Below are 13041 nucleotides of genomic sequence, written 5' to 3' on the forward strand. Positions count from 1 at the left end.
GCAATAAGTAGAATGATCCAACGGTAGCGCCAGATAATCCCCCAATTGATGCCTAATAGACCAACAATCGATCGATTTTGACAGACATGATAAGCTTTAATTACGTATCTCCCGCAATACGAAAAGAAGTATCATAATTGACGCAAACACCCTACCGGCAACTGTGACCCAAGCCGCACCCATCGCCCCGAAACGGGGAATGATGACGACGCCTACTAACAACGTGAAGATTGCCAGAAACAAGTTTATCCAGGTTAACAAGCTAACTCGATTGCGGGCGTATAGCACTAGATATACAGGATGCACTACTAACGTGACTATCGCGCCAATGAACAGAATGCGGAATATTTCAGCTGCCTGTAAATAATCAGGAAATAGCAGTTCAAAGAACCAGTCTGACAGAAAATACAGTGGTAAAAGCAAAAATGCTAACAATGCGCAAATTGTTAACGTACTACGAAAGTATCGCTGATATTCAAGATGAGTCGCCATGCGCGCAGCGCTAGGCAGTAACGCGATGATAACCGAATAGGTTAAAAGATCAATGACGAAATTGAGATTCCAAGCCACTGCGTATTGACCGACAGAGTTAACCTCGGTGAAGTGTCCTAGCAATAGCAGGTCGGTCCGTGAATATAGCGCGAATAAGAAGCTGGACATGATTACCCACTGCCCAAATCGAACGATTTCGATCCAGTACGGTAAATCGGGCGCCTTGGATGGCAGTTCCGACTGCCGTTGATTGAAAGCGAGCGCAATTCCAAAGCTTAGAAAAAAGCTTCCCATCCAGGCTGCTGCCACGCTCTGTGGAGTGAAGGCGTTCAGCAGCGACAGGATACCGAGTAGGATAAGCTTCGACAGGTTCCCAACTACCCGCAACACAGCATAGAGATCGAATCGCTCCTGTGTCTGGAATTTGGCGATGATATAGTTGTAAAGTGCGGCGCCTACCAGACCGACAGAGACCCAGCGGAGAAGTGGGGTCATGGTCGCGTCCAGATAAATACGCTGAGCAATCCAGTCAGCAATGACGAATATCAACAAGGCAATGCCAGAATTCGCTATCAGCTTGATGCGGAAGGCAGCGCGGAAAATCGCTTCAGCGCGCGCGGGATCGCTCTTCGTATGTGGAGCGGCTAAGCGCACCATCGCCAAATCGATACCGCTACCACAGATCTCTTGCAACACATTGAGCAAAGCAAGTGCAAGAGCAAGCATACCGAAACCGGTTGGCTCCAGGCCATTCGCCGCCACGATATTGGCAAGGAAGCCCAATGCCATATAGCTACCATTGCCAATCACAACTTTAGCGATAGCATGGATACTACTGTATTTTACCGGGGCAATTGTATACTGTTTAGATCTCGCCACCCATCTAACCCTGCTAAGATATTTACATAACTAGTTGATATAATCGGCAGAGCCAGTGTTTTCGTTTTATGACTGCACAACAATATAGAGTTGGGGTCAGACCTATCCGTTAAGCATTATGGTGGCACAATAGTGGTCTTGGTATCCTGCTCAATTTTCTGTGTTCCGACATTCTTAAGATAAGTGAAGCCAACGCTTGAGTTTCGTAATGGCGGGAGCAGATCATAAATATATCGGTCCAGGAAATCTTTGACGCTCGTAATTGTTGTCTTAGGAACAATAACCACATCGAAAGGTTGTAACAAAATATCGTTTGTGACTGGATTGCCTGTATCTTCCCCTGTATCAGATGAATTGGATCTGGCCACCATTATCATAGGACCATGTATATCAGCGTCAAGGTTGCGCACGATATAGCCGCCAGATTGGCCATTCAAGTTCTTACGTAGGATGATGACATTGTCTAGCTCTCCGCGCTGAGTCACTCCGCCGACCGAAATAATGGCTTGCAGGGCGCTGAGCGTGGGTCGATAATCGATTGCCGATGGTGATGCTACCTCGCCAGCAACGAAAACCTTCGCTGGAAGTGTGCTGTCCAGAGTTACATATATATCATCCAATCCCGGTAGTGGGATATTTGTGCGTCCTTGTTCAGTGATGACCGTATTAGAGGCCAAACTGGCCATGGACACCGAAACAATAGGGTCAGCGAATTGCGTGGAGTAAAGTCCTAACAGTTCATTTTGCAGAGCCTCCAGCGTCTTACCCTCAGCGATCATCGGGGCAATGAGCGGTAAAGAAATGCGGCCATCTGGGAGTACCATGGTGTTGCTATCAAATACAGGCATATAAGGAAACCGCACTGCCAAGACATCACCGATACCGATCAGATACTGCTTCTTCTGCGGGGGGGGCGCAGTCGCGATCAGATCCGTATACATGTGCTGTATTTGCATTTGAAATTCATCAAGCGTCGCTCCTGCCGCAATCACTGTCTGTAGAAATGGCAGTGAAACCCGACCGTCAGGCGCTACTGTCGCCTTGGTATTCAAGTCCGGTTGGCGATAATAGCGAATGTTGAGTACATCCCCAACTGCAATCCGGTATTTCCTAGCTGCCAGGCTGTAAGGTTCAGTTGCTGGCTGTATCGACAGATCGTCTGCTACTATTTGCATCGGCGGCGCTAAAACAGCCATTTGCGGATGCGATGATGTGCAGGCGCCCAGTGTGAAGGCCAGTAAAAAAATTCCGAAGACGGGTAGCAGCAACACAGTAAGGTTTTTACCGAACTTGGCAATGATGAGGGAACATGTTCCTGTATCAAGTTGATCTCGCTTAGAAGCGAGTCGGACTAATGAATTAATAAAAATCATGCGGTTTAAAATTTGACAATATGCAGGCAATAAATTTTTGGTAAAAATCGACCTATTCCTCGATGCGTTAAGCACTTACAGGCGATTTCTCCGGTACGGTTTCCAGCCGCGTCCAGGCTACTTATATCCAAATTATCCCGGTATGTCTGACAGACTCCTAGCCTATCCCGGTATGTCTGACAGACTCCTAGCCTATCCCGGTAACTCTTGCAACGGAAAAGAAGCCACGAACCGCACATCGAGATATTTCTCCACGTCATGCTCGTCGAAGATAGTCTTATCATTGAAATAGGCGAGAAACGGCATCGCTAGCGCTAAGATAAGGGCGCCGCCAAGCGCGATCCCCAAGTAGAGTAACTTGCGTGGTCTAATAGATTTCATCGGGTAATCTGCATAATCGATTATGCGAACGTCTGCCAACCGGGCTTGCGCTAGTTCTTCAGTGATTTTAGCCTGTTCTCGATTGCGCACATTCAACGTATAAGCCTCCTCTAGCCGGCTGACTTTGCGTTTTAGGCTACGCAGGCGAAGGTCCGTGTCCGACAGTGCTTCGAGTTCATTGCGGTATTCCTGCGTTTTTTCGACCAGAGCCTGTTCTTCTGCCGCTAAAGCAGCTAATTCCACTTCTGCCTTAAACAGTTGACTACGGAGTTCTTGGCGCAGTGGGTTTAGCTCGAAAATAACGTTGCCATCAACATCGTGTTGGTTGATCTTATCAAGTTGTGGTTGTAATGCTGCAATTTCAGCCTCAACCTGCTGCAATGGGATGCTGTTATTAATGCGTTGCTTGCGCTGCAGTAGGGTACGGCGGCGCTTTAATTCGATTAACTCGCCTTCCAGCTTTTCAAGCACCGGATTCCGCTTAATCTCAGAGCGTATCGCGATGCGTTCTGGTTCAGTTTCAATCCGAGACTGTAGTATAGTTTTCCGTGCTTGTATCTCTGCCTGTCCAACACGCGCTACTTTCAAACGCTCTAAGGTTTCTGACATATTATTCAGTAACAAACCACGCTGCTGTTCGATAGAATAGTTTGACGTTTCCTGTTCAACGACTGCCAACTCTGCTTCGGCATGAGCCAGCTCCTGTCCGAGCTTATCACTGACATCAGAGAAGAATGTTTTAGCGCGAGCTTCTTTAATATTACCGTAATACTCAATAAATTGGTCGAGAATGGTATTAGCGGCTTTCTGGGCGAGAAGCGGATCGCTGCACTGAAAGGCAACAGCAATGATATTGGAATCAGTCAATGGGCGCACACTCAGCCGGTCCTGCGCCATATTAAGCAGATTGACCCGGTTAAGAAAAGTTATTTCTTCTGGTGTCGGTTCAGTGCCTAGATGCAGTAAGTATATTAGCTTATTATAAACAAATTGCGCACCATCAATCACCCCGTCAAGTATAGCGCGCACATAGCGACGGGCGTCCCGAATATATCGCAATGACTCCCGCGTCAGGTTCAGTCTGTCGGCCATAGCCTCAACGATGACTCGAGATTGAAGCATTTCGACGTAGGTATTAATTTCCTCGTTTCGATCGACATTGCGGAAGGTCGTATTGCCGGAATTAGCTTTCGACTGCACTGAATAATCAGCGTTTGGACTCTGTCGGTTGATCCAGACCGTTCCTGTTGCTTCGTAAGTAGGCGGCATCAGGAATATTACCAGTACGGATGGAACCATTAGAGCGATGAAAGTGAACGCTGCTAACCAGCGCCAACGGAAAAAAATGGTCTGGATATCAGCAAAGGTAAAGGTTTCTAGTTCTAGCGTCTTCACCATGCGTTTCTTTGATAGTGAATTAAGTGTATTGATTACTTAGTTGATTTTGGCATCAGGAAAAACAACTGCCAGATATCCTCCGCCGGACGCGCCTTGCCCTTGCCATCGAGAATGCCAACATCACGCCACATACCGCCCAATTCCGGTATGCTACCCTTCAGGCGATCCCACAGGGCGTCGTAATCCCGATAGCACCAAAGAATCACGAACAGATGATTCTGCTCATTAGCCTTGTTGAATATCACATAATAAATATTTTTCTGTATCTCAGGCGTAGCTGGCAGATTCGCTAGGGCCTCAACCACATTTTTTTTGGCTGGGTAACCCACCTCCGATAAGGCCATAGGCAAATTTGTACGCTGTTGGACTTCATCTAGCGCATGGATAGGATCAGCTAGATCAAAGGGGAATTGCAGAAACGGATAATAGCTCACTGCCGCAATATCGGCGAACTTCCACAGTTGCTGAATGCGCTCCCATTTCTCAGCAGGATTACCGCGACTAGCATTAGTCATGTTGTGTAGCGATATAGTGAAAAATACCGGCAAATTCGGATATATCTTCTTCGTTTCCTGATAAGTGTGTGTGTACAGATCGACAAAGGCTGGCCACTCGTCGGGCGAATTTTCCAATAGTTCGTTGACTTCGATAGCGATCGCCAAATAATCTGGACTGAAAAACTCGATTGCTCGGCGTACATAAGCTGTAAAGGCCTTTTTTACATCGGGGTGGTTGAATGCCTTACCTTTAAAGGCATCGGGTAGTGGCATTTGGATATCCGCGCCACGATAATCAGCAATGCCGGTTCGTAGTTGATTAATGGGATTGACTGATAAGAAGACCTTGAGATTGGGACTGGTAAGTTGCTTACGTAATTGCCACGATTCCATCATCTTTTCGTTGAAAGGTTCTCCTGCCAACGCTTCAGTCCAGGGCACTCCCTCTTCGATGTGGTGCGAGATAATATCAGCATGGCCGTTGATGTAATCATAGGTTGATTTCACTGCATCCCATCCCATGTCCCAAGGCCACGGTGTGAACCCCATATAAAAAGATCGTGTCTGTGCATGCCCTTGATAAGTTACACAACTTGTGATCACAACCAGTGCTAAACTAATAAGGCCACGCCGCATCACATATCGCCAACCGGATAAATCAGCTCGTTTTTTCATTACGCTGTCCTGATATTAAATTTGCAAATTAATAAACTTGTTCCTACATAATCACGGTGATTCCAAATCACTTGGTCAGCGTAGATTGCGGCCCGATGCGCCTTATCTATCCACACTACCCCTGTGCGTGGATGCACCGCGATTATTCACGCCCCCCATTTAGCAATGGTTGTTGTTGGAAGTCACTTTAAATGGGGACAATGCCGATTATTTTAGCATCTCTTTATCACTTATTGCCATCCAAAAAATGGATACTCATTAATTTCAAGCGGAACCCGGTTTAGGGGGCGGCGGTTTGGGGCGAATGTAGTGGCGGGCCGCAGCCATCGCAGAACGCTATTGGATTTTGACAGTGATTTCTGTATTCAAAAACTTGGACGGAGGTTGTGTGCGCTTTTTGAAAATCGTGCAGCCATCGCAAATAGTCGGCGTAGTCACTTTGCCGTTGTCACGATACTGGCTCCGAGCGGATAGATATTTCTCATTATTCCAAATATCATGAAAATTTTGCGTTTTTATATCACCAAAATCGTTGTCTTTGCCATAAACAATACAGCAGGGTGCAGTGCCGCCATCTGGGTTAGTTGTAAAGGATCGGTAAAGATAAAAACACGGTCCGCTGATTTCTTCGCGGAATGTCTCTGGCTCTTCTTCTTGCTTATCATTCGTCTTTGGCACGAACCATTCGCGGCGTAGTTGCTCCGGATCCTTGGCAGTGAACGGTAAACCGGGTGGAATGATGCGAAAACGATCTACTCCCATAGACATTGCCAATTCACGGGCGGCCTCAACCTCGTGGGCATTGTGTTTGAAGACGATGAACTGCCATTCGAGATAAGGCGTGGAACTATGGAGTTCGCGTCGGCGCTGGATGAGCTTTTTGACATTGGCGAGCACCTTATCGAGATTGCCACGAACACGATACTTATCGTAAGTTTCCGATGAGATGCCGTCAATCGACAGAATCAGATACTCCAGGCCACTGTTAATAAGCTGATCGATTTTCTTGTCGGTGACCAGATTAAAGTTGGTGCTCATATTAGTAGCGATATTTTTGCTGGCTACATACGCAATCATCTCGAAGATATTCGGATGTAAAAGCGACTCGCCCCAATTGTGCAGGTTGACTTCATAGGCATAGGGCGCCATTTCGTCGATCGTTTTCTGGAATACTTCCCACGACATTTTCTGGCCCTTGCGTCCAAGATCATCAGTACCTGTCGGGCATAGAGGACATCGCAGGTTACACACATTCAAAGGATCGACGATAATAATGTAGGGTCGTCCTCGCACTTGTGTTCGCCGCAGTCGGTATTCCGCTTCAACGAGTAGAAGATTCGCGATTTTGCGTGGCGTTGAGTGCTTTACCAGAGACCAGAAATGCCGCGAGGTTCGAGTAAATTGTGGAATCCGGCGCAGAAGACGCAATATAGAGTTATCAAGCCGATGCCGTTGGCGAGTGGTGGGGAGTATGCTTTCGATAGCCACAGTCAACTCCTCTCAATCTCTTTTACAATGTCAGCGATGGAAACCTGAAATTCATGTAGCGGCATATAGCCAAGCGCCCGTTTGGCCTGATTGATGTCAGCAATGGAATAGCGAAGCTCTCCAGGTACTGACGGTTTATGATGAGCCGCGACGGTAACGCCCAACACACTCTGAATTGCCTTGTAAACCTCGTTAACAGTTAGACCTTGTCCTGATCCAATGTTGTACACTCTACCTGTCGGTGCGTGATCCATAGCACTGAGAAATCCTTGAACAACATCCTGTACATGCACAAAATCGCGCTGCTGTTCACCATCGCCGAAAATGGTGGGCGTCTCCGCTGCAAGCAGCTTTCGAGTAAAAATGGTGACCACGCCCACATACGGACTGAAAACCTGGCCAGGACCATAGGTATTAAACAAGCGTAAGCTGACTGAATCGATTCCTATCTGTTCGCACATCCGCCGGCTAAGTTGTTCTGCAGCCAGCTTCGATATGCCATAAGGACTGATTGGATCGGTCGCATGGGTCTCGGCCATCGGCATGCCTGGGTTGGAATCAGCATAAACCGCCATGGATGACGCCAATACGAAACGCTTGACCGTACGCCGAGGCGCCAAAGCAATGGATCGAAGAATGCTGGCCGTGCCTGTCAGATTAGTTGCAGTGTCTTCAACCACATACTCGAATGAAGACCGAATCGCCACGCGCGCTGCAAGATGAAAGACCACATCAACATCAGCCGCCGCCGCCGCAACATCGTGATGCATAATGTCGCCGACGATCAAATCTACGCCCTCCGGCACATTTTCTCTCCGACCAACGCTCAGATCATCAATGACCCGTACTTGCAGCCCTCGGTCGAACAGCGCACGCACCAAGTGTGATCCAATAAAGCCTGCCCCGCCAGTAACACAGGCGCTGGTGAATGCTTTAGCCATGCGCCCTCTCCGTCCAACTATCTTCGGCATCACAATTGACTATCTTATGGGAAGTGATGATGGCGTTCTCCACGATATCGGGTCCACTCAGGTCTACCTCATCAAAAACCAGTACGTTACGCAACTCCAGCGGTTGGCGAATTCGTGTATGGTGACCAAGCACTACGTTAATCAGTTCCGCCTCGGGATGTACCTCGCAATCCTTGCCCAGTAAGATGTTGCCTGCCTCGCGGCAAGCCAACTCCAGGTTGATACGGAGCAAGTCACGCGGATAGGTAACATTTAGATCATCATACACCGCATTGGCCGTGCGAATAATGTGTCCATCGTTAATCATCACCTGGATCGAGTCAGTAATTTCATATTCGTCACGCATCGCTGTTCTCGGCGTACGCCGAATAGCGTCAAAGATATAGAGATCGAATAGATAGAGTCCAACCCCCTTGAGATTATTGCTTACATGACGTGGCTTTTCTATTACCCGGTTCACGCTGCCGTCGGCAGCCAACGTCACTGAAAAGTTGCGACGGATAGCGTCCGGATCGGATTCTTCCTTGGTAGCGAGCACACCGGCCGCTCCTTGCTCCTCAAACGCAGCGAACAAAGCATCGAGGTCACGCGGCACGAAAAAGATATCGCCCAAAAATAGCAGAAATGGACGATCGACATGGCGCTCAAGCTGTCCTACAGCATGGGCAATGCCGAGTACTTCAGTTTGCTCGACATAGCGTAACCTGACACCGTATTGACTGCCATCGCCAAGAACCCGTGCGATCTGATAGCCCTTGTGTCCAATCAATATGATGATTTCACGAATGCCCAAATTTCGCATCAGTTCGATCTGATGCGCCAACAATGGCTTGTTACCGACAGGCAGCAATGGCTTGGGATACTCGTCACTGAAAACTTGCATCCGGCTGCCGCGCCCAGCAGCAAGAATTACACCAAGATAGGCGTTATCGCGTGCACCGTTTGAAGAACTAGCCATCGGTCTTAACGCTGCACCAGCAGGATGAGCCACGGATTCAGGCCAGTCGACCTGAGCTTTGAGGTCCATTGCCAGGACATAAACTGGTTGAAATAGAAGCGCACAGGCAATTGCAGGATACGCCCAAGCAAATAGCGCGACGATGAAAAAAAGCCCCAGTATCCACGCAATGGCAATACTTTGATGTGCTGACAATCACCGTCCTCGCGCAGCAGCATCGCATAATCGTCTACGGAAAGCAGAAAAGGCTCTTGGCGGGAATGCAGACGCGGCATGTGTGCGTCGTGGCGGCTGCGATGGAAAAAATCCAACGGGCACAATCGGTTTGGGCTACTGATCAATATATAACCGCCTTTTTTTACTACACGTCGCATTTCACGCGCCGCCCTCTGTCGTTGTTCAAGATAATCTAAGGTAGTCGTCTGGGTATCGCCCACCACGCCAATATGCGGGATGACGCAACCCATAAGCACGACATCGAAACTCTCATCAGCAAACGGAAGGTGCTTACCGTTTGCCAGATAATAGCGATCTGGCCACTGGCGTCGCATCCAGTATTTGGCGCGACTACCCGCATCCACTCCACAGGCTTCGTAGCCGAGTTCATTAAGTGTTTCCACATCCGAACCAACGCCACAACCGATCGACAAGATGCGTAGTGCATTATCGAGGCGATTATCAAATAAATGCTTAAGCAATGGATCAAGGTAATTTTGTGACAAAAAACGTCCGGTCATTTCCTCATTGGACCACATGCAATCGCACTGCTCATCATCAAAACGCTCACCCATCAACAGATCGAGTACGCCATCGACAGTCTCAAAATATTGTCCACAAGCCAGACAATGCAAGCCATCCTGGCTAATTTGCAAGGTTGAATGCTGTTCGCAGGGGCAGGCGAGATAAGGTGGAATGGTTCTCATGCTTGAGGAAGCGCATTCTCATAGGCTGTGAAATAGCCTAGCTGCGCAGGTAGCGCTGCACAGATATTTTTTAAAATCAACGTCTTGCTCCTTCTGTCTGGGACATAACCACCCAACGCAGGTAGTCATAGACTATCAGTGTTACAGCGCGGATTGATAAACCCGCGAGCGCTACCAGCGCCATTGGATTAAGCAGCGAGCGGGCGTGATTCTTGCGGTAGTAGAGATAGGCGCCACGGTGAAAATCGATGACCATCCGTACATTACGCCGTGATCGACGCTTGGCCTTTAAGTTCTCGTCATGGATAATTCGCGCCGCCGGCACAGCGACTATCCGCCACTGTCCATCACGCAGGCGCGCACACCAGTCGGCATCTACCCAATAGACAAAGAAATCTTCATCCAAACCACCAACCGCATCTACGGCCTCCCGGCGCACCATCAGAGCCGCAGTAGACACCCAATGCACATCAAATGGTTGATCGGTGTTACTTAAATCATCCATCAGGTAGCGATGCGACAGTGGATTACTTGGCCAAATTCGCGTGATTAGGGAGCGCCGCCCGAAGATGGCGTTAATGGCTGACGGTTTTCGCCGCAGCGTTTTTTGCGGGGTGAGATCAGGGTTTAGCAGCAGGCTACCCACGGCGCCAACGTCGGCATGCGCATCCATGAAGGTCAGCATGGCGTCCAACGCGCCTGGTAGTACGCAGGTGTCATTGTCTAACGACAAAATATAGCGACCGCGAGACAAAAGCAGCCCTTCGTTGAACGATTTGGCAAGTCCTTGATTGATATCCTTGGCGACGAAACGTACAGTGGGAAAAGCTGCTTTCACTGCCTCGAAGCTTCCGTCGGTGGAAGCATTGTCCACAAACACCACCTCGAACTCGCCTTGTGGCGGGTTCTCAAACAGCGAATGGAGACACGGGTTCACCAGTTCGCCACCGTTGTAATTGACAATAATAATCGAGAGTTCCAAGACGCTTCTCCCAGCAAGATGTATGGCGCGTGTCAGCGCACTAACTAAAATGCGCCAGCATTCTTTCCTTTGAACACAGCGACCAGCGTTTTCCAAAGTATGGCAATTTCACCTTTGAATGTTCGTTGCATAACATACTCTGCGTCCAGATTAGCGGTCTCCTGAAAAGTCAGATCGCCACGGCCACTGATCTGCGAAGGCCCAGTAATGCCCGCCAGCACAGTGAACTTTCGCAACTGGTGCGGGGAATAATAAGGACTCATTTCCGGGATCTCGGGCCGCGGACCAACCAATGTCATGTCACCGATAAGCACATTCCAGAAATTGGGCAACTCATCCAGACTGGTTCGGCGCAGAAACCGCCCAATTCGCGTCACTCGAGGATCATCGGTCACTTTGAACTTGATCTGTTTGATTTCCTCATCACTATAGCGATAAGTATAAAGTTCCGGAAACCGCTCACGAGCGTCAGCATACATGGTGCGGAATTTGACGAATTTGAATGGACTCCCAACCATGTATATTTTCGGTTGTTGGGCGTTGGACGCTACTGAACCTTCCTGATTCAGCGTAGAAGCGTCATGATTTATCGACCGCGCCTGCGGCGTTCGCATCCTGGAACGTCGATCCTTAGTCATACGGGTTTGCCAGAATAGCGCCGGCCCAGGCGAGTCGAGCCGAATAAGAGCGCCAATCAACAACATCAACGGCAGTGTTAGCACCAGAACAGACAGAGATACGCTGATATCCATAGCGCGTCGCACTACGCGCTGGTACGTTTCTATCCTGTCGACGCTTCTGATCGCGCAGCATTCGCATTCGAGAAGACAAAACTGACCGGCATCGCCCCCTTCTTGAAGTAAGGTTGCGTTAGTCTGGCGATCCAGTGGCTGTAGGTTCATACCTTTCATGATTTTGCTCGCACCATCTTTCGAAGTCTGGACACTCCGCCCGATCTAAGTAGGCGAAACGCGGATATATTTATTTGCGGCTAAGCCAGCAATCGACGCTGGCGGATACGGAGCCAGGCAAGAGGCATCAAGCCCGTCACTAGTAGTGCAGCGACGCCAGGAGTTGGGACAGCACGAATCCCGGTGACGACATCAAGACCAAGCACACCGATCCCTGGTGCGTCAAATAGCAGTGCGTAAGTAGTTGGTTGACCTAGTGCTGGAAAAGCTCCCATCACATCGAAACCACTGTTGAGAGAGGCGTCCGAGAACAGTGGTGGGAGTGTTGGCACCTGGAAGAAAAAACCGATGGGTACGCCACTCATCGGAGTAAAGGTACTCTGGACAACAGAATCCTCATGGTCGTAAGAAAACCCGACGGCGAAGTCGACCAACACTATATCGTTAACAGCATCGGTCTCATCAAACAGAACAATCAGATTTGCGGGATCGCTGATGTCGCTGCCCTGGAAAAAGAAACCGAAAATACTTCCAGGACCTGACGCGATATCAGAGAGTTTTATACCAAGACTGCCCCCTGGTTCCGGAATGAAATATCCGCTCCCGTCGATATCGTCGAGAAGAGTTGTAGGATCGGGATTTGCAAACGGCGTGGCGTTAGCCATGGGAGCCATGCTAACGGCGACTAAACCGCAGAGCAACGCCAGAGGGAGGAACAGCATTTTAAGTTGGTTCATACAATCTCTCCTAAAGATGCAATGATCTAAAATTTAAGCAAGAAATAGACCATTATAAAGTTATATATTGAAAAATAACTGCTTGGAGAAAGCAAAAAAACAGTCCACACCTGAATTGTAAAAAATCCCGACAATGACTTTAAAAAACAATCTTGAATTTTTCTATCAATAATTTTCAATAAACCATCATAAGTATTTATTTTTACAAAATTATTAAAAAATAATCTGCGTCGATTCTTCCAGATTGCCTATGTCCATTAAAAATATAAGGTGTAAAATTTTCTGACACCAGGCAGTCTGGTGTTTTAATGCTACTATAACCTATAATTAATTAAAAATCAAACAATTGACATATTTTCAATGAAAATCTGCGTCG

General features: G+C 48.4%; 11 protein-coding genes. All 11 read right to left on the bottom strand.

Annotation, left to right across the window (positions count from 1 at the left end):
• Nucleotides 1–96: 96 nt before the first annotated feature.
• Complete coding sequence (locus tag H6973_05815) at nucleotides 97–1371, bottom strand: oligosaccharide flippase family protein (protein ID MCP5125153.1); 1275 nt, start codon at nucleotides 1369–1371, stop codon at nucleotides 97–99.
• Between the two features lie 116 nt (nucleotides 1372–1487).
• Complete coding sequence (locus H6973_05820; GenBank protein ID MCP5125154.1) at nucleotides 1488–2819, bottom strand: polysaccharide biosynthesis/export family protein; 1332 nt, start codon at nucleotides 2817–2819, stop codon at nucleotides 1488–1490.
• Nucleotides 2820–2936: 117 nt separating this feature from the next.
• Nucleotides 2937–4523 carry a hypothetical protein gene (locus H6973_05825; protein ID MCP5125155.1) on the bottom strand — a complete coding sequence of 529 codons (1587 nt, stop codon included), beginning with the start codon at nucleotides 4521–4523 and terminating at the stop codon, nucleotides 2937–2939.
• Nucleotides 4524–4555: 32 nt separating this feature from the next.
• Nucleotides 4556–5695: a hypothetical protein gene (locus H6973_05830; protein ID MCP5125156.1), complete on the bottom strand. Its 1140-nt coding sequence runs from the start codon at nucleotides 5693–5695 to the stop codon at nucleotides 4556–4558.
• A gap of 336 nt (nucleotides 5696–6031) precedes the next feature.
• Nucleotides 6032–7183 carry a radical SAM protein gene (locus H6973_05835; protein ID MCP5125157.1) on the bottom strand — a complete coding sequence of 384 codons (1152 nt, stop codon included), beginning with the start codon at nucleotides 7181–7183 and terminating at the stop codon, nucleotides 6032–6034.
• Between the two features lie 2 nt (nucleotides 7184–7185).
• Nucleotides 7186–8124 (bottom strand): NAD-dependent epimerase/dehydratase family protein, encoded by a 939-nt coding sequence (locus H6973_05840; GenBank protein ID MCP5125158.1) that lies wholly within the window; start codon nucleotides 8122–8124, stop codon nucleotides 7186–7188.
• Nucleotides 8117–9181, bottom strand: a complete 1065-nt coding sequence (locus tag H6973_05845) for a nucleotidyltransferase family protein (GenBank protein MCP5125159.1) — start codon at nucleotides 9179–9181, stop codon at nucleotides 8117–8119. Before H6973_05845 ends, H6973_05840 begins: the two co-directional genes overlap by 8 nt.
• Complete coding sequence (locus H6973_05850) at nucleotides 9118–10035, bottom strand: class I SAM-dependent methyltransferase (GenBank protein MCP5125160.1); 918 nt, start codon at nucleotides 10033–10035, stop codon at nucleotides 9118–9120. The genes H6973_05845 and H6973_05850 overlap by 64 nt, the downstream gene beginning before the upstream one ends.
• Nucleotides 10036–10111: 76 nt before the next feature.
• Nucleotides 10112–11017 (bottom strand): glycosyltransferase family 2 protein, encoded by a 906-nt coding sequence (locus tag H6973_05855; protein ID MCP5125161.1) that lies wholly within the window; start codon nucleotides 11015–11017, stop codon nucleotides 10112–10114.
• Nucleotides 11018–11061: 44 nt separating this feature from the next.
• Nucleotides 11062–11928: a sugar transferase gene (locus H6973_05860; GenBank protein MCP5125162.1), complete on the bottom strand. Its 867-nt coding sequence runs from the start codon at nucleotides 11926–11928 to the stop codon at nucleotides 11062–11064.
• An 80-nt stretch (nucleotides 11929–12008) separates the two neighbouring features.
• Complete coding sequence (locus tag H6973_05865; protein ID MCP5125163.1) at nucleotides 12009–12665, bottom strand: hypothetical protein; 657 nt, start codon at nucleotides 12663–12665, stop codon at nucleotides 12009–12011.
• Nucleotides 12666–13041: the final 376 nt, after the last annotated feature.

Source organism: Gammaproteobacteria bacterium, assembly GCA_024235095.1.
Lineage (GTDB): Bacteria > Pseudomonadota > Gammaproteobacteria > Competibacterales > Competibacteraceae > UBA2383.